This window comes from Herbiconiux aconitum, assembly GCF_024979235.1.
Lineage (GTDB): Bacteria > Actinomycetota > Actinomycetes > Actinomycetales > Microbacteriaceae > Herbiconiux > Herbiconiux aconitum.
Genome location: NZ_JANLCM010000001.1, coordinates 892290 through 917947 on the forward strand (window position 1 = coordinate 892290; position 25658 = coordinate 917947).

At 69.0% G+C, this 25658-nt stretch carries 24 protein-coding genes; 14 read left to right on the forward strand and 10 right to left on the reverse strand.

Annotation, left to right across the window (positions count from 1 at the left end):
• The first annotated feature begins 77 nt into the window (after positions 1 to 77).
• On the forward strand, positions 78 to 482 hold the full coding sequence (trxA, locus tag N1027_RS04000) for a thioredoxin (protein ID WP_259505432.1): 405 nt from the start codon (positions 78 to 80) through the stop codon (positions 480 to 482).
• 121 nt (positions 483 to 603) lie between these two features.
• On the opposite strand, the gene N1027_RS04005 is transcribed toward trxA, so the two are convergent.
• Positions 604 to 1173 (reverse strand): NAD(P)H-dependent oxidoreductase, encoded by a 570-nt coding sequence (locus N1027_RS04005; RefSeq protein ID WP_259505433.1) that lies wholly within the window; start codon positions 1171 to 1173, stop codon positions 604 to 606.
• A 105-nt stretch (positions 1174 to 1278) separates the two neighbouring features.
• Between N1027_RS04005 and N1027_RS04010 the strand changes: the two genes are divergently transcribed.
• Both N1027_RS04010 and N1027_RS04015 read left to right on the forward strand, forming a co-directional pair.
• Positions 1279 to 1926: a TetR/AcrR family transcriptional regulator gene (locus N1027_RS04010; protein ID WP_259505435.1), complete on the forward strand. Its 648-nt coding sequence runs from the start codon at positions 1279 to 1281 to the stop codon at positions 1924 to 1926.
• 76 nt (positions 1927 to 2002) lie between these two features.
• On the forward strand, positions 2003 to 2719 hold the full coding sequence (locus N1027_RS04015) for a TetR/AcrR family transcriptional regulator (protein WP_259505441.1): 717 nt from the start codon (positions 2003 to 2005) through the stop codon (positions 2717 to 2719).
• Between the two features lie 7 nt (positions 2720 to 2726).
• On the opposite strand, the gene N1027_RS04020 is transcribed toward N1027_RS04015, so the two are convergent.
• Positions 2727 to 3275: a DUF6328 family protein gene (locus N1027_RS04020; protein ID WP_259505442.1), complete on the reverse strand. Its 549-nt coding sequence runs from the start codon at positions 3273 to 3275 to the stop codon at positions 2727 to 2729.
• Between the two features lie 139 nt (positions 3276 to 3414).
• Between N1027_RS04020 and N1027_RS04025 the strand changes: the two genes are divergently transcribed.
• Entirely contained in the window at positions 3415 to 4392 is a 978-nt protein-coding gene (locus N1027_RS04025) for a hypothetical protein (protein ID WP_259505443.1), read from the forward strand.
• A 25-nt stretch (positions 4393 to 4417) separates the two neighbouring features.
• Here N1027_RS04025 and N1027_RS04030 read toward each other — a convergent pair whose 3' ends face one another.
• Both N1027_RS04030 and N1027_RS04035 read right to left on the reverse strand, forming a co-directional pair.
• Positions 4418 to 5341 carry an AEC family transporter gene (locus N1027_RS04030; RefSeq protein ID WP_259505444.1) on the reverse strand — a complete coding sequence of 308 codons (924 nt, stop codon included), beginning with the start codon at positions 5339 to 5341 and terminating at the stop codon, positions 4418 to 4420.
• Positions 5342 to 5363: 22 nt separating this feature from the next.
• On the reverse strand, positions 5364 to 7496 hold the full coding sequence (locus tag N1027_RS04035) for an acyltransferase family protein (protein WP_259505445.1): 2133 nt from the start codon (positions 7494 to 7496) through the stop codon (positions 5364 to 5366).
• Between the two features lie 173 nt (positions 7497 to 7669).
• On the opposite strand from N1027_RS04035, the gene N1027_RS04040 reads away from it, so the two are divergent.
• Both N1027_RS04040 and N1027_RS04045 read left to right on the forward strand, forming a co-directional pair.
• The gene (locus N1027_RS04040; protein WP_259505446.1) at positions 7670 to 9124 is read left to right on the forward strand and encodes a DUF6421 family protein; all 1455 of its coding nucleotides are present in this window, start codon (positions 7670 to 7672) and stop codon (positions 9122 to 9124) included.
• Positions 9125 to 9402: 278 nt separating this feature from the next.
• Positions 9403 to 10134, forward strand: a complete 732-nt coding sequence (locus N1027_RS04045) for an SDR family oxidoreductase (RefSeq protein WP_259505448.1) — start codon at positions 9403 to 9405, stop codon at positions 10132 to 10134.
• A gap of 21 nt (positions 10135 to 10155) precedes the next feature.
• Here the strand turns inward: N1027_RS04045 and N1027_RS04050 are convergent, their stop codons facing one another.
• Entirely contained in the window at positions 10156 to 11214 is a 1059-nt protein-coding gene (locus tag N1027_RS04050) for a TDT family transporter (RefSeq protein ID WP_259505450.1), read from the reverse strand.
• Between the two features lie 107 nt (positions 11215 to 11321).
• Between N1027_RS04050 and N1027_RS04055 the strand changes: the two genes are divergently transcribed.
• The 3 genes from N1027_RS04055 to N1027_RS04065 all read left to right on the forward strand — a co-directional run bounded on the left by N1027_RS04055 (position 11322) and on the right by N1027_RS04065 (position 14182).
• Positions 11322 to 11915: a CGNR zinc finger domain-containing protein gene (locus tag N1027_RS04055; protein ID WP_259505452.1), complete on the forward strand. Its 594-nt coding sequence runs from the start codon at positions 11322 to 11324 to the stop codon at positions 11913 to 11915.
• A 183-nt stretch (positions 11916 to 12098) separates the two neighbouring features.
• The gene (locus N1027_RS04060; RefSeq protein ID WP_259505454.1) at positions 12099 to 13466 is read left to right on the forward strand and encodes a sensor histidine kinase; all 1368 of its coding nucleotides are present in this window, start codon (positions 12099 to 12101) and stop codon (positions 13464 to 13466) included.
• On the forward strand, positions 13466 to 14182 hold the full coding sequence (locus N1027_RS04065) for a response regulator (protein WP_259505456.1): 717 nt from the start codon (positions 13466 to 13468) through the stop codon (positions 14180 to 14182). Before N1027_RS04060 ends, N1027_RS04065 begins: the two co-directional genes overlap by 1 nt.
• 4 nt (positions 14183 to 14186) lie before the next feature.
• On the opposite strand, the gene N1027_RS04070 is transcribed toward N1027_RS04065, so the two are convergent.
• A complete protein-coding gene (locus N1027_RS04070) occupies positions 14187 to 14324 on the reverse strand; it encodes a hypothetical protein (RefSeq protein ID WP_259505458.1) in 138 nt (45 codons plus the stop codon).
• Positions 14325 to 14532: 208 nt separating this feature from the next.
• Between N1027_RS04070 and N1027_RS04075 the strand changes: the two genes are divergently transcribed.
• Together N1027_RS04075 and N1027_RS04080 are read left to right on the forward strand one after the other, a co-directional pair.
• Positions 14533 to 15435 (forward strand): ABC transporter ATP-binding protein, encoded by a 903-nt coding sequence (locus tag N1027_RS04075; RefSeq protein ID WP_259505459.1) that lies wholly within the window; start codon positions 14533 to 14535, stop codon positions 15433 to 15435.
• A complete protein-coding gene (locus N1027_RS04080; RefSeq protein WP_372499671.1) occupies positions 15432 to 16625 on the forward strand; it encodes an ABC transporter permease in 1194 nt (397 codons plus the stop codon). Before N1027_RS04075 ends, N1027_RS04080 begins: the two co-directional genes overlap by 4 nt.
• 135 nt (positions 16626 to 16760) lie before the next feature.
• On the opposite strand, the gene N1027_RS04085 is transcribed toward N1027_RS04080, so the two are convergent.
• Entirely contained in the window at positions 16761 to 18080 is a 1320-nt protein-coding gene (locus N1027_RS04085; RefSeq protein WP_259505460.1) for an MFS transporter, read from the reverse strand.
• A 745-nt stretch (positions 18081 to 18825) separates the two neighbouring features.
• Here N1027_RS04085 and N1027_RS04090 point away from each other — a divergent pair.
• Positions 18826 to 20802 carry a helix-turn-helix transcriptional regulator gene (locus N1027_RS04090; protein WP_259505462.1) on the forward strand — a complete coding sequence of 659 codons (1977 nt, stop codon included), beginning with the start codon at positions 18826 to 18828 and terminating at the stop codon, positions 20800 to 20802.
• Here N1027_RS04090 and N1027_RS04095 read toward each other — a convergent pair.
• Entirely contained in the window at positions 20779 to 21084 is a 306-nt protein-coding gene (locus N1027_RS04095; protein ID WP_259505464.1) for a hypothetical protein, read from the reverse strand. The genes N1027_RS04090 and N1027_RS04095 overlap by 24 nt on opposite strands.
• A 164-nt stretch (positions 21085 to 21248) precedes the next feature.
• Between N1027_RS04095 and N1027_RS04100 the strand changes: the two genes are divergently transcribed.
• Positions 21249 to 22328, forward strand: coding sequence for a threonine aldolase family protein (locus N1027_RS04100; protein WP_259505465.1), 1080 nt, complete (start codon positions 21249 to 21251; stop codon positions 22326 to 22328).
• A 20-nt stretch (positions 22329 to 22348) separates the two neighbouring features.
• On the opposite strand, the gene N1027_RS04105 is transcribed toward N1027_RS04100, so the two are convergent.
• Both N1027_RS04105 and N1027_RS04110 read right to left on the reverse strand, forming a co-directional pair.
• On the reverse strand, positions 22349 to 22594 hold the full coding sequence (locus N1027_RS04105; protein ID WP_259505467.1) for a hypothetical protein: 246 nt from the start codon (positions 22592 to 22594) through the stop codon (positions 22349 to 22351).
• A 39-nt stretch (positions 22595 to 22633) separates the two neighbouring features.
• On the reverse strand, positions 22634 to 23260 hold the full coding sequence (locus N1027_RS04110) for a hypothetical protein (protein ID WP_259505469.1): 627 nt from the start codon (positions 23258 to 23260) through the stop codon (positions 22634 to 22636).
• A 126-nt stretch (positions 23261 to 23386) separates the two neighbouring features.
• Here N1027_RS04110 and N1027_RS04115 point away from each other — a divergent pair, with 126 nt between their 5' ends.
• Positions 23387 to 25657 carry a heavy metal translocating P-type ATPase gene (locus tag N1027_RS04115; RefSeq protein ID WP_259505471.1) on the forward strand — a complete coding sequence of 757 codons (2271 nt, stop codon included), beginning with the start codon at positions 23387 to 23389 and terminating at the stop codon, positions 25655 to 25657.
• The last annotated feature ends 1 nt before the right edge of the window (position 25658 follow it).

Here is a 25658-nt window from a genome sequence, read left to right on the forward strand (position 1 = left end):
GGGTCGTCTGCGGGCGCCCATCCTGGGCATCCGCTCGACGCCCGGAATTTCGGCGCGGCCAGGTCGTTAATGACGTTATGTCCACTAAGACCTTGACCATTGAGAACCACGACGAGACGGTCGCGGACGGCATCGTCCTGATCGACTTCTGGGCCGACTGGTGCGGCCCCTGTAAGCAGTTCGCCCCGGTGTTCGAGAAGGCTTCGAACGAGCACGGCGACATCACCTTCGCGAAGGTCGACACCGAGGATCAGCGCCAGCTCGCCGCGTCGTACGGAATCACCTCCATTCCGACGCTGGTCGGCTACCGTGACGGCATCCCGATCTTCGCGCAGCCCGGCGCCCTCCCCGGCCAGGTGCTCGAAGACGTCATCTCGCAGGTGCGCGCCCTCGACATGGAGTCCGTGAAGAAGGACTACGCCGAGGCCGTCGCCAAGCAGGCCGCCGGTGACGGTGCCGCCGAGACGACTCCCGCGGAGTAACTCCGACCGACCGACGGATGTGCATCCCGCATCCGTCGCCGGTCGACACCACAAAGGGCGCCCGCACATGATGTGCAGGCGCCCTTTTCGTCGTCCGGATCGAACCGGCGGGTGGTGGTGCCTACGCGGCGACGGCCTCGGACTCGGACTCGAGGTCGGCGACGAACTCCGCGAGGAATACGTTCAGCTGCTCCACGATCTCCGCGTCGTCCTGCGGGTGGGTCTCTGCGAAACGCACGACCGACAGGGGCACGGCGACGGAGGTGCTCTCCACCACGCGTGCGCCGGCGATGCCGTAGGCCTTGCGGGCCTCGTTCTGCGCCCATGCCCCACCGTGCTCGCCGAAGGCGGTGCCGATGATGGCGACGGGCTTGCCGGAGATGGCGCTCGTTCCGTAAGGACGCGACGACCAGTCGATGGCGTTCTTGAGGTTGGCGGGGATGGTTCCGTTGTGCTGCGGGGTCACCACGAGCACGGCGTCAGCGGCAGCGATGGCCGCGCGGTACTCGACGACGGCGGCCGGGAGCTGGCCCTCGACGTCGACGTCTTCGTTGTAGAGCGGCAAGGCGCCGTGGCCCTCGTAGATGCTGAGGTTCGCACCCTCGGGCGCGAGTGCGACGGCCGCTTCGGCGAGCTGGCGGTTGGTCGATGCGGCCCGCAGGCTGCCGACGAGAACGAGGATGTCAGTCATGCTTCTCCTAAGTGAGAGGTGGCTGCCGGATGCCGGCGAGCTCGGTGTACGGTCCATTCAACCGGACCGCGGTCCGTTTATTCCCGCGCGTGCTACAGTCCGTGCATGGACTCGCCGAGCGCCCCCTCCGAGACGGTGTTCGGCCTACCCCCGAGCATCCGGCCTGGCGTGAGCCTGCTGGGAGGAACGCCGCCTCCGGAGCGCTCGGATGCTGCACGCAACCGCGAACGCATCCTCGCCGCCGCCCGCGTGGTCATCGCCCGCGACGGCATCGAGTATCTCACCATGGACCTGCTCGCCACCGAAGCCGGCGTCGGCAAGGGCACCATCTTCCGCCGCTTCGGATCGCGCACGGGCGTGTTCCGGTCGCTGCTCGACGAGGCCGAACGTGACTTCCAGATCCGCATGATGGCCGGCCCACCGCCGCTCGGACCAGGGGCTGATCCGATCGAGCGGCTCGTCGCCTTCGGTCGCGCGCGCATCGAGGTGCTCACCACGCAGGGCGACCTGCTGCGCGAGTCCGAGGCGCCGCCGGAGGCGCGCTACGGCGTGCCGGCCCGCCAGGTGACGGAGGTGCACGTGATGAGCCTGCTGCGGCAGGCCCACGTCGATGGCGATCTGCCCGTACTGGCGTTCAACCTCATCTCGATGCTCGAGGCCATCCTCATCCTTCCGCCCGGCGCCGTGCGCGGCATCACGGTGCCCCGCCTCGCCGACGGCTGGGAGGAGTTGGTGCGCCGCCTCGTCGCCTGAGGCGCCGCCCACACCCGCCGCGCGCCGCGCGCCGCGACAGTGTTGCCACCGCCTACATCGCCGATAGGATGTGGGGATGAGCACGACCCGCGCCGACGCCGGCGGGAGCAGCTACCACCACGGCAATCTGCGCCCGGCCCTGCTCGAACGCGCCGCACAGACGATCGAGACCGACGGCGTCGAGAGCCTCTCGCTGCGGCAGCTGGCCCGCGACCTCGGGGTGAGTCATGCGGCACCGGGGCGGCATTTTCGCGACAAGCAGGCGCTGCTCGACGCACTCGCGTACGACGGCTTCGTGGCCCTGAACGAGCGGCTCGACGCGGCCCTGGCGACTCCGGGCACGGTGGGCGACCGGCTCGGCGCGATGGCGCGCGCTCATGTCGCCTTCGCCGTGGAGCGCAGAGGGCTGGTGCAGGTGATGGACGCCACGAGACGCTCTCCGGATGTGAGCCCGCGGCTGCGCGAGGTCGGTCACGCCGGTCTCGCGAAGACCGCTGATCTCCTCCGTGCCGCCCAGGCCACCGGCGAGGTGATAGGCGGCGACCCCGATCGCCTCGCGCTCGCGGCCTTCGCCGCCGTGCACGGTCTGGCGGCTCTGGCCACGAGCCACCTGCTCGACGGCGTGCCGCTCGACGAGGCCACGACAGCCACGGCCGCACTCGTCCGCGCGGGCCTCACAGCCGCCCCGGCCGCGCCGACCGCCCCGCCCCCGCCCACTCCCACGCCTGACCGCGCGCCATCCCTCCTCGCGACTCGCCGATATTCGCCAGGACACACCCCCGAGGGAGCGTGAGCGGGCCTCAGGCGCGCGGCTCGATGTGCACCGAGTGGCGCACGATCCGCGGCACCACGATCCACAACCCGGCCACTACGAGCAAGATGACGGCCCCGACCACGATCCCACCCACGCGCCCGAGCACGAAGTCGAAGATGAGCATGCCCGTGCCGGCGAGCGTGAGAGCGACCCCGATCATCGTGAAGGTCAGGATGCGGTCGGTCACCCGCACGACCTGCGCCTTCTTCCGCTGCCGGAACAGGGCGCGGTGCAGGCTCACCGGCGTCAGGCCGAAGACGGTGGTGAGGGTCGACGTCACCACGAGGCAGAGGTACACGGTGCGCTGGTAGTCGTCGAGCTCCTCGAACCGCGACTGGAACACTGCCGCGAGCAGGAAGCCGGTGAGAATCTGCGTTCCCGTCTGAATGACCCGCAGCTCCTGGAGCATCTCGTTCCAGTTGCGGTCGAGTCGTTCGTTCTCGGTCTCGTCGCGGCCGTCGCCCGGCACGGCGTCTATGCGTCCGGTCACCTCGGGCGTCGAGTGGGAGGGGGTCGCGTGCTTCGGGTCGGTCATGACTCATGCGTAGCACGACGTCGTCGTGCGGCCAATGAACGACCCGGATGCGCGGCACCGCGCCTGCGCAGACGGCCCACCGTATGCTCGGGGCCAGACGGAGTGCGCACGGTGCACGAAGACACGGAGGGAGCGGCGGATGGAGTCGTTGGCCGCGATCGCTCGCGAGCTCTACGCGCTCGACCCCGGCGAGTTCACGGCCGCACGCAACGCCCGGGCGAAGGAGGTCGCCGACGACGGCGACCGTGCACTGTCCAAGCGCATCCGCTCGCTCGCGAAGCCCTCGGTGGCGGCCTGGGCGGTGAACGCCCTGGTGCGGCACCGCTTCGAGGAGGTCGACGCCCTCCTCGACCTGGGAGAGCGATTGCGGGCGGCACAGGATGCACTCGATCGCGACACGATCCGCGAGCTCGGACGCGACCGGCAGAGGATGCTCGCCGAGATCGGCCGCTCGGCTCGCGACCTCGGCGACGAGCTCGGCACGACCGTCTCGGAATCGGCCTCCCTCGAACTGCAGCAGACCCTCCAGGCGGCGATGGGCGACGAAGCCGCGGCGGGCGCTGTGCGCGATGGAACCCTGGTGCGCACCTTCAGCGGATCAGGACTCGACCCCGTCGACCTCGCCGGCGCTGTCGCGGTGCCCGATGCTCTGGGTGAGGCCGCGGCCGCCCGGCCCGCTCGCGCGGCCGACGGCCCGGCGCGCGGCACGCACGGCGGGTCCGCCCCAGGCACGGCCGACGGGCGCGACGAGGGCGACGAGAACCCTGCACCGAAGCGACACAAGGGAGACGAGCTCGAGGCGCGCCGGGAGGCCCGCCGCGAGGCGAAGCGGCTGGCCAAACAGGAGGCCGAAGAGGCGCGACAAGACGCCGAGGCCGCCGAGGCCGAGCTGGCGACGCTCGATCTGCGCATCCGTGACACCGCCGACGAACGCCGCGAGCAGGCATCCGAACTCCGCGAACTGAAGCAGCGGATCGAAGAGCTGCAGGATGCCGTCTCCGCGGCCGACATGCTCGCCGCCTCACTGCGCAAGGAGCGCGCAGCGGCACAACGCGCCTCCGACGCTGCGGCCCGCGCTGCAACGCGGGCCCGCCAGCGCTACGACAAGCTCCCCTGAGCCGCCCGCTGGAGATTCGGGAGGATCACGGCGCCAGCAGCGCCGCCACCACCACCAGCACCGGCACCGCGCCGATCGTGGTGATGAGCACCGTGTCGCGCGCGAGCACGACTCCGCGCTCATACCGCGCCGCGTAGTTGTAGATGTTCTGCGCGGTGGGCAGTGCGGCGAGCGCCACCACGCCGAACAGGTGCTCCGGATCGAGCTGGAAGACGAAGCGTCCGAAGACATATGCCACCAGAGGCATGATGACGATCTTGATGGTGCTGGCCACCACGATCGCGCGCCTCCCGGTGCCGGGTTGCAGTGGCCGCTGGCCCACCAGCGAGATGCCGAATGCCAGCAGCACCATCGGCACCGCGGCCCCGCCGATCAGCTCGAAAGGCGCCATCACCGCATCCGGAATCTGCAGTCCGAACACCGCCACCAGAATCCCCGCGAGCGAGGCGATGATGATCGGGTTGCGGAGCGGCTGCGTCACGATCGAGCGCACCGACGCCGATCCGCGCGAGCTGATGTCGAGCACGGCGAGCAGGGCCGGCGCCATCAGAATCAGCTGAAGCAGCAGCACGGGCACCACGAGCTGCGGGCTACCGAGCACGTAGGTGGCGACCGGCAGCCCGATGTTGTTCGCGTTCACGTAGGAGGCGCCCGCGGTTCCCACGGTGGTCTCGGCGAACGACTGGCGGAACCAGATCCGCGAAGCCACGATGTACAGCACCGCCGCCACCACGATCGCCGAGAGCGACGCGAGGGTCGGCATCGAGAAGATGGCGGCCGGATGCGAGCGAGCGAGCACCGTGAACAACAACGCGGGCATCGCCACGAAGAAGGCCACCCGGTTGAGCACCAGCCCCGTCGTCGGGGGCAGCACGTGCCAGCGCTGCAGCACGTAGCCCACGAGGATCACGAACCCGATGATCCCGAATCCGGTCAGCACCCCCAGCATGTCGCCGCTCCGGCCAGGCGGCTCAGCGCGCGATCGCGGCGGTCATCGCCCGCGCGAGGAATGGCTCGAGCGTGAAGGCGAAGGTGCGGGTGAGGTGGTCGGTGTCGCGGTAGACGTTCGCACCGCCGATCACGGCGGGGCACTCCTCGGCCGTGCAGAAGGTGTCGCTGAAGTCGAGCAGCGTCACGTCTTGGCCCTGGCCGGCAGCTCCGGATGCGGCGAGCGCGATGGGATCGAACTCCGCCAGTCCCTCATCCCGCGGCTCGGTGCAGTCGGCTTCCGCCTCGGTGCGGAGGCACTTGTTCGGGTCGTCCTCCCACGCCGGGTTGTCGACCACGGTCACGATCGGCGTTCCCTGGTCGAGCACCTGTTGCCAGGCCTCGCCGTAGCCGACGGCGGCCGCCTGCTCGTCGTCGGAGGTGCCCGGCACGTTGCGGTCGGTCAGCGCAGCGGTGAACACGGCGTCGAACGGCGGATGCTCGGCGAGCGACGCGGTGAGCGACGCGCGCCAGCTGTCGCACGACGCCGCGAAGGCGTCCTTGGCCAGGAGCGGCGTCGTCGTCCAGGGGCAACCGCCCTTGAGATAGGTGGTGAGGTGCCAGCCGTTCTGCTCGGCCATGTCGATGAACGGGTCCATCAGGGCATAAGCGTGGCTGTCGCCGATCAGCGCGATCTGGGGCGCATCCGGAGCATCGCTGCCGAACTGGCAGTCGCGCACCGTGGGGTCGTTGAGGGTGCTGAGGCAATCCGGGTGCCGCGGGCGGTCGGCGTTGCCGAATCCGGGGCTCGGGATGATCTGGCCCTCGAGCGCGGGATTGACGCAGAGCGGATCGATCGGGTTCAGCCCGTCCGTCGGTCCGGAGGCCGCACCGAAGCACTCCGGCGGGTTCGCGAGCGTGTCGGCCAACTGAGCGGCCTCGGTGTCGTACTTCGGCTGCTGCACCGCCCAGGCCGTGCCCGCGAACAGGCTCGACACGGCCATGACGGCCACGACGCCGATCATCGTTACGCGCGGGCGGCGGCTGGTGAAGAACGTCCAACGCCGGGTCGGGTCTTCGATGAAGCGCTTGGTGGCCCAGGCGATCACGAAACAGAAGAGGAACAGCGCGATGCGGTTCCAGATGCTCAGGCCCCACCCCGGAATGTAGGGGGCGATGATGATGAGCGGCCAGTGCCAGAGGTAGAGCGAATAGGAGATGTCGCCGATGAAGGCGATGGGGCGGAAGCTCAGCACGCGTCCGGCGTCCCACGGCTTCGCCCGGTGGTGCGCCACGATGATGGCCGCGGTGCCGAGCACCGGGATCGCCGCCATGTAGCCCGGGAACGGCGTCGCCGCAGTGAAGAGGTAGCCGCAGGCGAGCACCACGATGATGCCGCCCCAGCCGAGGATGTTCGACTGCCACGCGCGCACCGGCCGCCACCGTGGCAGCAGTGCCAGCGCGCCGCCCACCGCGAACTCCCACACCCGGGTGTAGGTGACGAAATACGCGCTGGCCGGATCGGCCGCGGTGGTCACGATCGAGAGCACGAACGAGACGACGCCCACGATGCCGAGCACCGAGATCAGCGCGAGCCAGCGCTTGCCCTTGAGGAATTTCATGGCCACGACGGATGCGCCGAGCAGCAGCACGGGCCAGAACAGGTAGAACTGCTCCTCCAGCGACAGCGACCAGTAGTGCTGCACGAGGCTCGCCTCGTTGGCCGCCGCCAAGTAATCCACAGAGTTGAGGGCCAGTACCCAGTTCTCCACATAGAAGGTGGAGGCCAGGATCTCGCGCACGTTCTCGGTCAGACTCGACAACGGCATGATGAACAGCGTCGCGAGGCTCGCGAAGATCAGCACCGTGACGGCGGCCGGCAGCAGTCGGCGGGCGCGCTTGGCGTAGAAGCTCGGCAGGGCGATGCGATCGGTGCGCTCGAGTTGGCGGGTGAGTTGCTGGGTGATCAGGAAGCCCGAGATCACGAAGAAGACGTCGACACCGATGTACCCGCCGGTGAGGCGGCCGGGCCAGAAGTGGTAGACCACGACGAGGAGAACGGCGATGGCACGCAGACCCTGGAGGTGCGGAAGGAAGTGGTCGGGCTTCGTGGCACGGCTGGCCGCAGTCGCCCTGGCCGGCGCCGTCGTGGTGGCCGCGGCCGTCTGCTTCTCCATCGCGTCCCATGCTACCTGGGGCGTTCTCGCACGCCTGGGAGGCCGCGGTGTGCGGTGCGTGCACGAAATCGCCGCCAGATCGGGCCTTCTGCGCAAGAAAGCGGATGCTCGAACAAGGAAGCGCGGATGCGTTGCGCCTAGTCTCGAAGAGACGACCGATTGGAGGTTCGACCATGTCCGCTCGCGCACGCACCACGCTCGCATCCCAGGCCATCATCGGAGAACCCGAGGTCGTCGAAGACGCGGCGCTCACGCACTCCGCCGCCTGGGTCTCGTTGAAGGCGGCCGTGACGGCGCTTCAGCCGTTGCAGGTGAAGGACGGGTCGGTTCCCGACCCCGTCGACCACCCGGCGGCCCGCAGATCGGTGGCGACGATCGTGGCCGACATCGCTCGCCTTTCCCACCACTTCCCGCACGATCACGACTACCTCGTGACACTGCGGGCCGACTTCGAGCGCTGGGCGTCGGCCGACTTCGGTGTGCCCGACTTCATCGAGTCGCTCGTCGCGTTCCGGCCCGAGCTCCACCGGGTCGACGGCGCGCGCCATCTCGTCGTCTTTCCGATGTACACCCAGAACGGCAGCACCGACCGCCACGTCGAGGCCGTGCTGATCGAGGTGCTGTGGCCGCGGTTCGTGGGCGAACTCGAGGCGGGCGACTACTCGAACGCGTTGTTCGTGCCGATCCGCTTCCTCGACTTCACCGCGGGATACGACACCAATTCCGCGGTGCTCTTCCCGGAGTCGGTGGCGACGTCACGCATCCCGCAGTACACCTGGGGTGCGATCTTCGCCGATCGCGAGGCCGCGCGCTTCCGTCGGGTGGTGCGGGAGGCGGCATCCGTCACCCGACTCACGCTGCCAGACGATGCGTCGCGCCTGCTCGACGATCAGGAGCTCGCCGAGCGCACCTTCGTGATGTGGGACCTGATTCACGACCGCACGCACATGCGCGGCGACCTGCCGTTCGATCCGTTCATGATCAAGCAGCGGATGCCGTATTTCCTCTACTCGCTCGAGGAATTGCGGTGCGACCTCACGGCTTTCCGGGAGGCCGTGAAGATCGAGCGACGGCTCACGGCGCAGGCGGCCGATTCCGGCGAGCCACTCGGGGTGAGCGATCCGCTCAGTCCCGCGGATGCCGAACTGCTCGACCACGCGAAGCTGGTGCAGTACGCGGTGCTCTTCGACCGCATCTTCCGGTTCGCGATCACGGGTTCGCGGGTGCGCAACTACGACGGGCTCGGCGGGCAGCTGTTGTTCGCCTGGCTGCACCAGCGCGGCGTGCTGCACTGGACCGACACGAAGCTCACCATCGACTGGCCTGACGTGGCTGATGCGGTGACGGCGCTCGGCGACGCGATCGATGAGCTCTACTGGCGCTCGATCGACCGGCCGAAGACGGCGCACTGGCTCGCCGCCTACGACCTGGTCACGTCGACGCTCACGCCGAACCCGGCCTCCGTGTGGGCGCAGGGCCCGTCGGCGCTGCCGCTCGACGGCCCGCCCCGCGGGTTGACGGATGCCGTGCTCGACGACGAGTTCCCCCTCTCGATGTTCTACGAGGCGCTCGACAAGAAGATGCACGACGTGATCGCGTCGACGGCGGGCATCACGGGTCGCGCCTGACGGCCGCGCCCCCTCGCCGCGCGCAGCGTAGTGCCCCTGCGCCCTCGCCCCGCGGCGCGTGGTGCCCCAGCGCCGCGTCGTGCGCCCGTGCCTCCCTTGCCCCCTCGCGCGTGGCGTCGCCGCGCCTTCCCGGGGGTAGCGCAAATGCGCCGCAACGGGGCGAAGGGTCGCACGATCGGGCCACCCGGCGAGCCGAGCGAGCGGGGTCGCGGCACGGCGGGCCGACGAGCTCGGAATTCGGCATCGACGCGGCGCGGGAGTGAGGCCAGGATGAAGGCATGAGCGAGATGCACGAGTTCACAGGTCTCGGTGTCGGTGGGCGTCGGGTGGTCGTCGCCGGCGCGACGAGCGCGTCCGGAACCGCGACCTGCGCTGCCCTGGCCGACGCGGGCGCGACCGTCGTGGCCCTCGGCTCGAACGCGGGCCGACTCGACGAGCTCGCCCTCCACGTGCCGGGCATCGCGACCGAGGTCTGCGACCTCAGCGACAGTTCGGCCGTCGACACGCTCGCACTGCGCCTCAGCGCCTCGGGTGCGGTCGACGGCCTCGTGCATCTGGTGGGAGGCTGGGTCGGCGGTCGCGGCATCCCGGGGCAGACGGATGACGCCTGGTCGAGCATCGAGCGCTCGTTCCGAACCCTCCGCAACACCTCCCGCGCGTTCTACCCGGCGCTCGTCGCATCGGAAGCCGGCCGGGTGGCGATCGTCTCCTCGACGGCAGTCGACTCCCCCACGGCGTCCGCAGCTGATTACGCCGCGGGCAAGGCTGCCTCGGAGTCCTGGATGCGATCGCTGGCCCATGGCTTCCGCAGCGATCAAGGCGAGAGCGGGTTGCGCGCGGCCGCAGTGGTGTTCGTGGTCAAGGCGTTGGTCGACGACCGGATGCGCGCGGCCGCCCCCGAGAAGACCTTCCCCGGCTACACCGAGGTCGGCACCCTGGCGGCCGCCGTCGTGGGTCTGTGGGACGCCCCGGCCGGCGAGCTCGACGGGGCGCGCATCCGTCTGCCCTGACGCCCGGCCGGAATGCGCGGCTCAGCGCGTGGTGGCAGCGCCGATGTCGTCGGCCCGGGTGAGAACAGCCTCGGCGCGACGGCGCGTGCGGGCGTCGACCGCGATCCGCAGCGAGAAGAACCCGATGGTCGCGACGAAGATCGACAGCGCCACCGCGAGCACGGCGCTCACCACAGACACCAGGATCGGCGCGGCATCTCCGGCGCCCACCGACAGCCAGTCGATCGTGTAGGCGACGACGGCGGCCGTGGGGAAGGTGAACGACCAGAAGCCGAGTGAGAACGAGAGCCGACGGTAGCGCGGGATGAGCGAGAGCTGCACGAGCACGAGCACCACGCCGATCCCGGCGAAGGCGAGGGAGAACGGGGTGACCGCGTCGTCGGTGAGAGCGAAGAGTGCAATGCCGCCGACCGCGGGCGGCGCGACGATCACTGCGAGCGTCGGCACCAGCGCGTCGGGGAGAGCCGGGCGGGTCGTGAAGCGGAGGATGACGACGGTGGTCATGACGATCCAGAACAGCATCCCCTCGCCGAAGGCGCCCCAAGCGAGACCGGTGAGGCCGATGGACTGTGCGGCGGCGGCGGCCACGAATCCGGCAGCGACCGTCGGCAGCAGGTAGCCTCCGTGAACGGCGCCCAATTCGATGCGGCCCGAGATCCAGGTACTCACGAGCCACGAGGCGAACAAGGCGGCCGCCGCCAAGGACACGAGTACCAGAACTGTCCCGACCGCCGGCAACCACCGCGCGAGGTCGCTGCCGAGGAGCATGCCGACCACGGGCACGATCGCCGCAAGCGGACCCTGAGCCGGGTGCCGCAACTGTTCGGTCAGCGACTGCCCGCTGCGGCGCCCGCGCACGAGGTGCGCGACGATCAGCCAGATCCAGGCGATCGCGGCCACGGCCCAGAACACCTCGGCCAGCCCGACCGGGAGTCCGATGACCCGAACTGCCGCCGACCAGACTTCGGCGACACCTGCGAGCCCGAGGCCGATCGCCAAGGTGTTGAGCGGGATGCGCGGGGGGCCCTCCTCCGTGACGGCCGTCGGCGTGGGACGACGATCGACGATGGTCTCCGACAAAGTAACTCCTAAAGACGATTTTACTGGTTACGGAGTTCGACCATAGACCATCTACAAATAACCTGTCAAATGGATTATAGTGGTTAGGCACGAGGGAAGGAACGTTGATGGAATGGCCACGCGCATCCGAGGAGGCATTGCTGACGGTGCTGAACAGCGCTCCCCGCGTCGACGGCGCAATCGTCGACGGGCTTGCCGACCCGCAGTCCGCCGGCCCACTGCTCGAGTCGATCGGTGGCGCCGGAACGGATGAGGAGGCACTCCTCTTGGCAGCGGCACGCGACGAACTGCAGGCGGTCATCCGCGGGCAGAAGCCCGCAGCGGCATTGGCACCTTTCGTCGAGTCGGTGATCCAGCGCCCGAGCCTCACCGCAGCGGGTGTCGGCTGGTCGCTCGACGGCCCGGCGGATGCCCTTCCCGCCGCTCGCGCCGTGCTCGAGTGGAGCCGGGTCACCACTGATCTGCCGGGCCGCCTCCGCCCGTGCGAGAACCCCGATTGCACCAAGTTCTTGATCGACCACAGCAAGCCGAACTCCGCGCGCTGGTGCTCGATGGCCGGCTGCGGAAACCGGATGAAGGCGAGCCGCTACCGTGCGTCGCGCCGCGCCGAGGAGGCGCTGGCCGCCGCGGACCAGGCCGAAGTCGCCCGCCTCCGCGCCGAAGCCACAGGGTCGAAAGGGCGCACAGGGGGCACCCGCTAGGCGCCCGATTTCCCCCACCGTTCAGGAAGCGGCTCTGCCATCGTCACGATCCGGCCGCTTCCCGCATCTGCGAGGTCCGGCGAATCCGCATCAGTGGCGACTGCTCTTTTCGACTCACCTGCGACGGAATGATCATCCGCGAGAGGGATGGCTGGTCGGGCATGCGTCTGTAGCGTTGAGGGCATGAGTTCGACTGCAGACGACTGGGTGCGGCCGCGGCCCGGGCCGGCGGGGTACCGGCGCGACACCATCGTCGCGGCGGCGCTCGTGTTGGCGGCGCTCGGGAGTGCTGCGCTCTCCGTGCAGGCGGCCGACCGAACGCCGGCGCCGTGGTGGGGCATGCTCATCTGGGCGGTGGCGATCGCGGCACCACTGGCGGTGAGGCGGCGCTGGCCCGAACCGGTGGCCCTCGTCGTGGCTGCCGCCTTCGTGATCGGGCAGTACGCGTCGGTCTGGGAGGTGCTGTTCAGCAACATCTGCCTGTTTCTCGCCCTCTATTCCGTCGGCGCCTGGGGGCGCAACCGGATGCTCGCGAAGGTCGTGCGCGTCGTCATCGTCATCGGGATGCTGCTCTGGCTCGTCGGCGCACTGATCTTCCAGGCGCTCCACCCCGAACTCGCCCCCGACGTCTCGCACGAGGGCTTCCCCTCGCAGTTCCTCGCCATCGGACTCATCTCGATCATCACGAACCTGCTCTACTTCGGGGCCGCCTACGTCTTCGGCAACTCGGCGTGGACGGCGGCTCGCCAGCGCGAAGCCCTCGAGCAGCGCACGCACGAACTCGAACGAGAACGCGAGGTCTCGAGCCGGCAAGCCGTGACGCTCGAACGGGTGCGCATCGCCCGCGAGCTGCACGACGTCGTCGCCCACCACGTCTCCGTCATGGGGGTGCAGGCGGGCGCAGCCCGGCGCGTTCTCGCGAAGAAGGAGGGCGCGGCCGAAACCGATCCGCGCGTGGTGGAGTCGCTCTCGGTGATCGAGTCGAACGCGCGCGAAGCGGTCGACGAACTGCACCGGATGCTCGGGGCACTGCGGCAAGGCGACGACCCTCTCACCCCGGCCGACGACGCGAGCCGCTCGGCCAGCACCCGCGGAATCGCCCAGCTCGACGAACTCGTCGGCGAAGCCCGCGCATCCGGGCTGCCCGTCACCTACTCGGCCATCGGCGAACCCCAGGCCGTCCCCGCGGTCGTGGGGCTGAACGTCTACCGCATTGCGCAGGAAGCGCTCACCAACGTGCGTAAGCACGGCGGGCCCCGCGCCACCGCGGATGTGCGACTGCGCTACCTCGACGAGGTGGTGGAGATCGAGGTGTCAGACTCCGGGGTGGGTGGAGCGTCCGCCGCCCCGGTGAGATCGCCCGAATCGGCCGGCCCCACGATGGGCCTCGGGCACATCGGCATGCGCGAGCGCGCCGCGGCGGTCGGCGGCGAGATCGAGATCGGGCCGAAGCCACGCGGCGGCTTCCTCGTGCGCGCCCGGTTGCCCCTGGCGCCGTCGCCGGCAGCGCCCTCGCCGCCGATGTCTGCCGTAGTGGGCGGGGCGAGCTGATGACAGACGTGCCGACCGACGGCATCCGCGTCGTGCTCGCCGACGATCAGGATCTCGTGCGCGTGGGGCTTCGGATCATCCTGGAGTCCGAAGACGGCATCGAGGTGGTGGGCGAGGCGCGCGACGGCCGCGAAGCCGTCGACCTCGTCACGGCCCTCGCACCCGACGTGGTGTGCATGGACGTGCAGATGCCTGGCCTCGACGGACTCGCCGCCACCCGCGAACTCGTGGCGGCCGGAACGACCGCGGGCATCCTCGTGCTCACCACCTTCGACCGAGACGACTACCTCTTCGAGGCCCTCGAGGCCGGGGCGAGCGGGTTCGTTCTCAAGAACTCCTCGCCCGAAGAGCTCGTGGCGGCGGTGCAGATCATCGCGCGTGGTGACGCGCTGCTGTCACCCGATGTCACCCGGCGGGTGATCGAGCGGTTCAGCGCGCGGCGAAGCGGGCGGCAAGGCGGGCAGGCCCTCTCGGATGGGCCAGCCGAGATCATCCCGGCCCCGCAGCTCGCCGAACTCACCGAGCGCGAACGCGAAGTGCTCGAGCTTCTCGCGGCCGGGCGATCCAACGCCGAGATCGCCGCGGCGCTCTACCTCGGCGAGGCCACGGTGAAGACGCACGTCTCGAAGATCCTGCAGAAGCTCGGGCTCCGCGACCGCATCCAGGCGGTCGTGTTCGCCTACGAGAACGGCGTCACCGTGCCCGGCCGGGTGTGAGGCGCTACTTCTTCTTGACGTTGGTGACCGCGTCGGCCGAGTGATCGAACTTGTCGCTCTTGGCCTTCTTGTCGGCGCGCTTCTCCTTGAGTGAGCGTGCGGCGGGTTTGGCAACAGCTTTTTTTGCGGACTTCTCGCCCATGGTGATTCCTCCATCGGAGCCACTGTGGCTCGGTATCCGAAGGGTATGCCCTGGCGGCGTGGATTCCTGCCGAATGGGCGGATTGTCAGCCGAGTCGGGCCGACCACGATCTCCCCCGCGCGACGGAGGCGACGCCCGCCACACGGGTGATGTGCGTCATCCGGAGCCCGCCTAGCGTGGAGTCACGACACGACGAAAGGCAGGCACGATGCTCGAAGTAGAAGCCGTCTCCCGCTCCTTCGGGGCCCGGAAAGTGCTGCACGACGTGAGCTTCACGGTGGGCGACGGCCGCATGACGGGGTTCGTCGGAGGCAACGGCGCCGGCAAGACCACGACGATGCGCATCATCCTCGGGGTGCTTTCGAGCGATTCCGGATCGGTCACCCTCGACGGCACCCGGCTCACCCCCGCCGATCGCGCCCTCTTCGGCTACATGCCCGAAGAACGCGGCCTCTACCCCAAGATGAAGGTCGCCGAGCAGATCGTCTACCTCGGCCGGCTGCACGGGATGTCCGACGCCGCCGCAACGAAGAGCACCACCCACCTGCTCGACCGCCTCGGCCTCGGCGAGCGCGCCAACGCCACGGTCGAGAGCCTTTCGCTCGGCAACCAGCAGCGAGCGCAGATCGCCGCCGCCCTGGTGCACGATCCGAGCGTGCTCGTGCTCGACGAGCCGTTCTCGGGACTGGACCCGATGGCCGTGCAGACCGTGCAGGCGGTGCTCGCGGAGCACGCGGCCGGCGGCGCACCCGTGCTCTTCTCCTCGCACCAGCTCGACATCGTCGAACGCATCTGCGACGACCTCGTGGTGATCGCCGACGGCAGCATCCGGGCCAGCGGGTCCCGCGAAGATCTGCGTTCGACACATTCCGAACCACGATTCGAGATCGAGGTGAGCGGCTCCGGCGACGCCGGCTGGGTGCGCGAGATGCCGGGCGTCGATGTGGTCGACCTCGACGGCGCCTACGCCCTCTTCGAAGTCGAGCGCGGCGACGGGGGGCTGGATGCGGCGCAGTCGGTGCTGCGCCGCGCCCTCGAAACCGGGCCCGTCTCCCGCTTCGCCCCCGTTCACCCCACCCTCTCCCAGATCTTCACGGAGGTCGTGAAATGAGCACACAGACCCAGACCACGCCGGCCCAACCGGCACCGGCCGGCCGCCCCGCGCGCCGCCGTCCCACCGGAGCCCTCCCGCAGAGCGCCGCCCGCAGCACCTGGCTCGTCGCGCGGCGAGAGATCACCATGCGCCTGCGCAGCAAGGCCTTCCTGATCTCCACGGGCATCCTGATGCTCGCGATCCTCGCGTCGATCATCGTCGGCGGCCTGCTCAGCGCCACGAGTTCGGCGCCGAAGGTCGCGGTGGTGCCGGCCACCTCGGCCGTGGTCGACGGTGTGAAAGGGCTCGACGTGTCGTCGGCCGAATCCGTCGACGCGGCCGAGCAGCTGGTGCGCGACGGCACGGTCGACGCCGCGATCGTGCCGCGCGCCGACGGAGCAACGGATGCCTCCACCCCACCCGGCCAGCCCGCACTCGACTACCAGGTGGTCGCGCTCAGCGAGGCGCCCGCATCCGTCGTCTCCTTGCTCAGCGTCACGCCCGAGGTGCAGCTGCTCGACCCGGATGCGTCCGACGACGGCTTCCTCTCCTACATCATCGGCATCGCCTTCGGCATCGTGTTCTTCATGTCGGCCATCACCTTCGGCGCCACGATCGCGCAGAGCGTGGTGGAGGAGAAGCAGACCCGCGTGGTGGAGATCCTGCTCTCCACCATCACCGCGCGCGAGCTGATGGCGGGCAAAGTGCTCGGCAACAGCATCCTGGCGTTCGGGCAGATCGCTGTGATCGCCGTGATCTCGGCACTCGGCCTCACCATAACGGGGCAGTCGGCGCTGCTCGGCGCCCTGAGCCCCGCGATCGCCTGGTTCATCGTGTTCTTCGTGTTCGGCTTCGTGCTTCTGGCCGCGCTCTACGCGGCCACGGCTGCGCTGGTGTCGCGGCAGGAAGACGTGGGTTCGGTCACCTCGCCCGTCACGATGCTCGTGATGATCCCCTATTTCCTCGTGATCTTCTTCAATTCGAACGAGACCGTGATGGCGATCATGTCGTACGTGCCGTTCTCGGCGCCGGTCGGGATGCCGCTGAGACTGTTCCTGGGAGACGCGCAGTGGTGGGAGCCGCTCCTGTCGCTCGGGATCCTGGCCCTGACCACGGTGATCGTGATCGCGATCGGTTCGCGCATCTACGCGAACTCGCTGCTCCGTACGGGCGCGCGGGTGAAGCTCCGCGATGCGCTGAAGGGCTGAGCTCGAGACGCGGGGCCGTTGTCCTGCGTCTCGAGCCGTGTCCGGCTCTGTCTCGCCGTTTCGGGAGGAGCAGCGCGCGACGACCCCCCTGTGCGGGCTTCGTGAGACGCAGCTCCTCCCGAATCGCAGCGAGGCTCAGCGAACTCCTCGGATTCTCAAGACCAGGAATGCGCCGACGATCGCGATGATGGTGGCAACGGCGAACCAGAGGGTGTAACCGCCGCCGGCGAAGAGGGCGTTTCCGAGCGGGATGACGAGCACGCCGCCGAGGAGCGGAGCGATCGAACTGGGCAGGGTGTTGGCGATGTTCAGAACCCCGAGATCTTTGGCGGTGTGCTCCGGGTCGGGAAGGAGTGCAATGCAGAGGGCTTGGTCGACGGCGAAGAAGCAACCGGCACCGGCGCCCAGGATGGCCTCCCCGATCAGGATGGTTCCGAGGCCGGCTGCGCCGAACGCGGGCGACCCGGCGATCAGCGCAACGCCCACTGCGATGACCAGCCCCGACGCGACCACGAACGGCTTGCGGCGTCCGACCCGGTCGGAGAGGAATCCGCCGAGCACGCTGAACACGATCAGCGCGCTCACACCGACGACGTTGGCGAGGGAGTTGAACGCGAGCTGCTCATCGATCTCCATGCCGTAGGCGGATGCGAGATAGAGCGTGAGGTAGGTCGAGATGCTCATGTAACCGAGAAGGATGAGGAGCTTGCTCAGCCACGCCCAGCCGAAGTCGGGATTCTTTCGAGGGTCGAAGACGAACGAGCTCAGCAGTTGCCGCACGCTGAGTGGCTCCGCAGGCTTGGTCGCGCGCACACGATCCTTCAGGGCCAAGGCGAAGAGGAGTCCGACGATCAACGCAATGACGGCCGGGACGGTGAAGCGCAAGACGTCGTTCGGCAGCAGCGCCAGGAGCACGGCGCCCACGAGGACACCGAGGGGGGTGGCTGCGCCGATGATGCCCGACACTCCGCCTCGCTTGGGTTCAGGAACCTGATCGGCGATCGAGGCCGATTGTGCTGCGAAGGCGAAGTTCGCGAACAACTGAGCTGCGCACCAGGCGACCAGCAGCAACGGGATGCTCGAAGCGAGGGCACAGCCGACGAGAGCGAGTGCCATGCCGATGACTCCGACGGCGATCCAAGGGCGGCGCATACCGAATCGTGACGTTGTGCGGTCCGACAGCCGCCCAGCGAGAGGCTGCACCACCAAAGCAAACAGCGCCCCGATGCCGGTGACGAAACCGAGCTGACCGGGAGCTGCTTCGAGCCCCACGAGCCCTTGGATCTTCACCGACAGTCCACCGATGGTCGGCGCGATGAGCGCGAGGTACATGCCGAACTGCGAGAGCGCGAGCGTGGGTACGTACCCGCGAGGGGGGCGCTGCGGAGATCTCAGCAACGACGTCTCGGTGACCGTGGAGCTGTCTCGCTCTGAGTGAGTCGTTGCCTGGTCCATCCCGTCCCCCAACGGTGATCCGAACGCTGACACGACCGCGCCGGGTGACTCTTTGTACACCCACCAACCATGAGTAGTCACTACTCAATACGGAGCTGGCGCCGACTCACGTCTCGGGATCTGGTGCACGGGCGTGCTTTGGCACCACACTGGCATCACCCAAACCGAGGGGTGAACCATGGGGCACACGATCAGCGATCAGCGACCTTTCTCCGACGATTTTCGCGCGGCGGAGTTCCAGGCCGCGCGTGCTGCTCTCCATTCGGGAACCGGAGTGCTCCTCGAAGGCCCGCCTGGCTCGGGCCGCACCACCTTCGTCACGGCCCTCATCATGCAACTCGACGAAAGCACCCGAGCGCGGCTGTGGGTAGCAGATCGCCCACTCGCTTTCGACGACGAGGGCGCGCAGCGCTTCAGCAAAGCCGTCACGTCGGGCGAGATCCTGCCGGTGGTGACATCGGCCTATCATCGGCCGCTCCCGGAGGCGATCGTCCAGCTGTGGCAGGCCGGCTCGTTCGTGCGAATCGAGCTACGGCCCATCCCTCCACAAGCACTTCTCGGCGTGGCTCAGACCATTCTCGGCGGCCGTCTCGATCCCGCCGCAGCAAGCACCTTCATCCCCGCTCGAAGGGGCTCCGATCTCGCCGCGCTCCGCCTCGCCCTGGTGGAGGCGCAATCCACCGGGGCACTCGCCAAACGCAACGGTGTTTGGGGGCTGGTCGCCCCGCCGCAGCCGAGTGAGATGGTGCGGCATCTGCTGCAGACTCATGCCGGGGCGGCCGAAGGCTCGATGCTCGCGGCGACGCTGCTTGACACCGTCGCGTTGACTCCGGAGCTGTCCTGGAAGTCCGCGATCGAGCTCGTAACAGAACTCCAGCTGGAAGGAGACGCGGTCGCGGAACTCGAGCGGTTCGAAGAGGCGGGTGTGTTCGAGATCCTCGAGGAGGCGAGCGGGCCCCGGTTGCGGTTCCGTGACGGTCTCGTCGAGCTCCTCCTGCAGCAGACCGTCGCCGCGCTGCGTCGGCGCCGGTTGACGTCGGCGGCTACAGCTGTTCTCGGTCGAGTGGCGCCGGCGGAGCTGAGTGCCGGCGAGCTCGTCGCTTACGCGCGGCACAGTCTCGCACTGGGCCTCACGATCGAGCCGGAAACCCTGACCAGGGCGGCGACGACGTCATTGCGCTACCCCGACGCGCTTCTCTCGCTTCGATTGGCCAGCGCGGCCGTCGAGCAGAACGGTGGCTTCGAGGCGGGCATGACCTTGGCTGCTATCGAAGCCCAGAACGGCCGAGCCGATGACGCACTGGACAGACTGCGCCGACTGGTCGCCGAAGCCGAGGGAGACGAGCAGTTCAGCGAAGCTCTGAGGGCCATGACGCAGCAGGTTCTTCACCGCGCATCCGATCCGGAGATCTTGACCGACCTGGAACTCAGCGCCGGCACTCTCCTCGGTGTGCCGAGCCCCCGGCTCGACGCCCTCAAAGGCTTCATGCTCTTCACCCTGGGAGATACCATCGGCGCCGCCCACCTGGTCGAACCCGCTCTCGCAGAGTTCACCGGCGAGACCCTGGGCCAGGCACAACTGGTGGTGGCTACCGCCGCATTCCTCACCGGCCGCCTCAGCGTGGCGAGCAGGTCACTCGATGCCGCGGAAGCGGCCTTGAGCACGACCGGGGCAGACACCTCCTCCGTCCACGTGCTCCGCGCCAACGTGAACGTCTTCCGCGGCCGTATCTCGGAGTCGGTCGCCGTGGTCGAGCAGTTCCGTGATGCCGCCACGGCGTACGGCCGACCGGCAGCCCAGGCGCTCTGCAGGTGGGCGCTGGGCACATTGCTCATCTTCGCTGGGCGTGCGCCCGAAGCCGTCAACGAGCTCCAGCTGGCCGTCGAGATGATGGAGCATCTTGGCCTGTCGGGCGGCACCTGGCGCACGGCACGCAGCGATCTTGCTATAGCGCTCGCGTTCGCAGGCGACGCATCGGCCGCCGCCGACGTGCTGAAGGGCACCCCCGCCCCGCCACCCGGGCAGGGCTTCGGGAAACTCCTGCACGCGGAAGGGTGGGTCGCCGCCGCGGCCGGGCATCACGCCCAAGCAGCTGCCGCCTTCCTTCAATCAGCAGACACTTTCGGTGCCCAAGGCTTCTATTTGGCGAGCCTGCATGCACTTGGCGATGCCGCGCGGGTGCGATCGGCGGCGACCGCTTCGACTCGTATGGATGCTCTTGCCGACGTCGTGGAAGGCGAGTACGCCGGGCTGATCGTTCGCTACACCCGAGCCCTCGCCCACCTGGAAGCCCTGTCTCCCGGCGACCTGCCCGATACCCGACTCCTCGCCGACGAGCTCGACCAGATCGGCGAAGCCGCGGCCTCGATCGAAGTGCACATGATCGCCGCCGAAGCATTCGCGCACGCCTCACACCTTCATGCCGCCACCGAATCACCGCGCGAGGCGGCCGCATCAACACGCCGACTGGGCGAGCAGATGACGGCCTGCGGCGTCGAACATCTCCCGCTGACACTCGACGTCAAGGTAGACCGTCTCTCCGAGCGTGAGAACGAGATCGCGACGTTGGCCGCGAATGGGCTCTCCAACCGAGATATCGCGGCCCGGCTCGTCTTGTCCGTAAGAACCGTGGAGACCCATCTGCAGCGCGTGTACGAAAAGCTCGGAATTCGCGGACGATCGGAACTCGCCCGGGTGTCAGCCGACCGCGTGGATCGCTGAGGACCCGGACGCTCCAGGTTCGACGATCGTGAATCGCACCGGCCTGCTGGGCGTTCGAATGCCCAGGGCGCGCAGCTGGCTCTTCGACCAGCCGCCTTCGATCGCTGATCCGTACGCCTCGCGATGCAGGCGTTGCGCGTCGGTGAAGTCTTCTTCGGCGATCGCTTCGTTGTTGCCGGTGACCGTGAGACTGCAGAGCAGCTCGAGGTCAGGGATGGTCGATTCGCCGACCAGTTCCCGCGCGTGAGCGGCCACGTCCTCAGGGTTCAACTGTTTGCTCATGTCGCGAATGTATCGACGCCGGAGCGCGTCGGAGCACGTCGGGCGTACCGGTACGTAGCGCGGAAGAAGCAATTGCGTAGGAGGCGGGCACCTTCCGCTGTCGGGCCGGGCGCGTCGCCCTCGCGGTCAGCGGATGCGCGGGCGGGGTTTGAGAGACTTGTGCGGTGATCGAGACTCCCGCTGAATTCCCCCTGCACGACCGCGAGCTGCGCGGCTTCGCCTCCGACAACTACGCCGGGGTGCACCCCGAGGTGCTGGAGGCGCTCGCTGCGGCCAATGGCGGTCACCAGATCGCCTACGGCGAGGACGTCTACACGGCCGAGCTGCAGAAGGTGGCGCGGAATCACTTCGGTGCGCAGGCGGAGGCGTTCCCGGTGTTCAACGGCACCGGGGCGAACGTCATCGGCCTGCAGTCGATGCTGCCGCGCTGGGGCGCTGTGGTGTGCTCGACGACGGCCCACATCCATACCGACGAGAACGCCGCGCCGGAACGGGTCGCCGGTCTCAAGCTCCTCACCGTGCCGACACCCGACGGCAAGCTCACCCCCGATCTCATCGACCTCGAGGCCTGGGGCTGGGGCGACGAGCACCGCGCGCAGCCGCTCGCCGTGTCGATCACGCAGACCACCGAGCTCGGCACGGCGTACACCGCCGACGAGATCGCAGCGATCGCCGATCACGTGCACGCGCGAGGAATGACCCTCCACCTCGACGGCTCACGCATCTCGAACGCGGCGGCTTCGCTCGGGCTGCCCCTTCGGGCATTCACGACGGATGCCGGGGTCGACGTGGTCTCGCTCGGCGGCACGAAGAACGGGTTGCTCTACGGCGAGGCGGTGGTGGTGCTGAATCCTGCTGCCGCCACCGGAATCACCTTCTTGCGCAAGCTCGACATGCAGCTGGCGTCGAAGATGCGGTTCGTGTCGGCGCAGCTGATCGCGCTCTACGGAGGCGACCTGTGGTTGCGCTCGGCGTCGCACGCCAACGCGATGGCGCAGCGGTTGCGTTCCGCGGTGGCGGATCTCGAGGGTGTGCAGCTCACGCAGCAGACCCAGTCGAACGCGGTGTTCGCGATCGTGCCGCCCGGGGTGGCCGACCGCTTACGTGAGTCGTTCCGGTTCTACGACTGGAACCCGGCCACGGGCGAGGTGCGGTGGATGTGCGCCTTCGACACGACGGAGGCCGACATCGATGCGTTCGCCGCAGCCCTGCGGGCGGAGCTGTCCGTGGTCTCGGCCGGCTGAGCCGCCCGGCGGCCCGCCACTCAGCGCCTCGGTCTGCTGGCCCGATTCAGCGCGGTGATGCGTCGGGAGGTCACGATGGCGAAGATCCCCGCCCCCACGAACACCGCGAGGCTGATGGCGAGCGTCACGTCGAGCACGATCCCGGTCGCCTCCGAGTGGGCCGGATAGAGGAAGACCAGCGAGGCGAGGGCACCGAGAGCCCCGAACACCACCACGATCAGCGTGCCGAGAAATCGTCGGGAGAGTCGGGTGTGCTCGTTGTTCACGCAGCCGATTGTAGTTGCCGCAGATCAATGAGCCGCCCGCTACTGCGGATCGCCCGGAGTGCAGCCCGGCGGCTCGGAGTTGCCGCTGATGGTGAAGTCGCCGCAGGTGAGGAACTTCGACTGATTCGCGCCCAAGAAGAACGAGGCGACCGCGATCAGCAGCACCGCACCGATCACGGCCAGACGGCGGCGCCACGAGATGTCTTCGGCGAACTCGGGCCAGATGATGCGCGCCAGCACCCAGATCGTTGCCGGAACCGCGAGGATCGCCACCAACGCTCCGAGCACGGCGACGAGTGCCACAACCAGGTCGTCGGGGTCGGCGTCGGCCGTGAGGAACGAGAGCGCCAGCCAGAGACTCGGGATGAGCAGGGCGATCGCGCGCCCCACCCGCGGCTTTCCGCGGGGCTGGATGAGCACCACGATCAACGCGCCGACCGACGCGGCCCACACCGTGAGCATCTGATCGAAGAAGAAGTCACCCCACGCGCCGAGCGTGAAGGCCGGCCACCAGATCGCGATGCTCATGCCCACGACGATGACGCCCGTCGCCCGGGAGCCGGCGTCGGTGCGGCGTGCCGCGCGTCTGGCTTCGCCGGCTGCCGCTCCGGATGCCGCTGCTGCAGCACGCGATTCGTCGGGAGTCGCCGGATCAGAAGCTGACACGCGCTCACGGTACCATCGGGCCCGGTTCGAGCCCGGGAGCCATCTCCACCGAGATCGAACCGGATTCCCTCTCGCTCGGAGCGAACTCGGGTTGCTTAATACCCCTAGGGGGTATAACTTGGCGCCATGAGCACCAGGGATGAGCAGCCGCACGCCACCACGACCGATGCCGGGCACGACCACGACGCGCACGCGGGGCACGCCGGTCACGCCGGCCACGACGCACACGCCGGCCACGACGCACACGCCGATCACGACGCCCACGCGGGCCACGGCGCCCACGCCGGCCACGACGCCCACGCCGGCCACGACGCACACGCCGGCCACGGCGGGCACGCGGGTCACGACCACTCCGGCCACAGCGGCCACGGCGACCACGTCGGCCAGTTCCGCCGGCTCTTCTGGGTGATGCTCGTCGTCGCCCTGCCGACGGTGTTCTTCAGCTCGACGTTCTCGATGATCCTCGGCTACCAGATCCCCGAAGAGGGCTGGACCACCTGGATCTCCCCCGTGCTCGGCACCGTGCTCTTCGTGCTCGGCGGCCGCCCCTTCCTTTCCGGCGGCGTCGCCGAGCTCCGCGCCCGCAAGCCCGGCATGATGCTGCTCATCGCTCTGGCCATCACGGTCGGTTTCCTCGCCTCCTGGGGCGCGACGCTCGGCCTCCTCGACGAGCAGCTCGAGTTCTGGTGGGAGCTCGCCCTCCTCATCGTGATCATGCTGCTGGGCCACTGGATCGAGATGCGCTCCCTCGCCCAAACCACCTCGGCCCTCGACTCGCTCGCCGCCCTGCTCCCCGACGAGGCCGAACGCCTCGACGCCGACGGCACCGTCAGCAAGGTCGCGCCCGCCGACCTCACGATCGGCGACCTCGTCATCGTGCGCCCCGGCGGCCTCGTTCCCGCCGACGGCGACGTGATCGAGGGCACCGCGGATGTCGACGAGTCGATGATCACGGGCGAGTCGCGCCCCGTCTCCCGCGGCCCCGGTGACCACGTCGTGGCCGGCACCGTCGCCACCGACACCGCCCTGCGCATCCGTATCTCCGCCGTCGGCGACGACACCGCGCTTGCCGGCATCCAGCGTCTGGTGGCCGAAGCGCAGAACTCGAGCTCGCGCGCCCAGCGCATCGCCGACACCGCGGCCGGCTGGCTGTTCTGGTTCGCGCTCGGCGCCGCCGTCATCACCGCCATCGTCTGGACCCTCGTCGGCAGCCCCGACGACGCCGTCATCCGCACCATCACGGTTCTCGTCATCGCCTGCCCGCACGCACTCGGCCTCGCCATCCCGCTCGTCGTCTCCATCGCCACCGAGCGCGCCGCGAAGGCGGGCATCCTCGTGAAAGACCGGCTCGCCCTCGAGACCATGCGCACCGTCGACACCGTGCTCTTCGACAAGACCGGAACCCTCACGAAGGGCGAGCCGGCGGTCACGACGATCGTCGCGGCACCGGGTCACGACGAGGCCGAGGTGCTGGCACTGGCCGCATCCGCCGAGGCCGACAGCGAGCATCCGCTGGCCCGGGCGATCGTGCAGGCGGCACGGATGCGCGAACTCGTCGTGCCCGTCGCCACCGGTTTCCAGGCCTCCACGGCGGTCGGTGTCTCGGCTGTCGTCGATGGTGTGACGATCCACGTCGGCGGACCGGCCCTGCTGGAGCAGCACGGTGCTGCCGAGATCGCGTTCGAAACCGCAAACGTGAACGCCTCCGGCGCCCAGAGCGCCTCGGATGGCCGCACGTTTGCGAGTTCGAACGGCGCACACGAGGGCCAGACCGTGCTGCACGTGCTGCGCGATCACGAGGTCATCGGACTCATCGCCCTGGCCGACGAGATCCGCCCCGAGTCCCGCGAGGCCGTCGCGGGCCTGCGAGCACGCGGCATCGAGGTCGTCATGATCACGGGCGACGCCGAACCGGTGGCCCGCGCGGTCGCCGCCGAACTCGGCATCACTCGCATCTTCGCGGGCGTCAAGCCCGGCGACAAGTCCGCCAAGGTCGCCGAACTGCAGGCCGAGGGCCGCAAGGTCGCGATGGTGGGCGACGGCGTGAACGACGCCCCCGCGCTCGCGCGGGCCGACGTCGGCATCGCCATCGGAGCGGGAACGGATGTCGCCATCGCCTCGGCCGGGGTCATCCTCGCCAGCGACGACCCGCGCTCCGTGCTCTCGGTCATCACCCTCTCGAAGGCCAGCTACCGCAAGATGACGCAGAACCTGTGGTGGGCGGCCGGCTACAACCTCATTTCGGTGCCGCTCGCCGCGGGCGTGCTCGCGCCGATCGGATTCGTGCTGCCGATGGCAGTGGGAGCCGTCCTGATGTCGCTGTCCACGATCATCGTGGCCGCGAACGCACAATTGCTGCGCCGGCTCGATCTGCGACCGGCGAGAATCGGAGCATGAC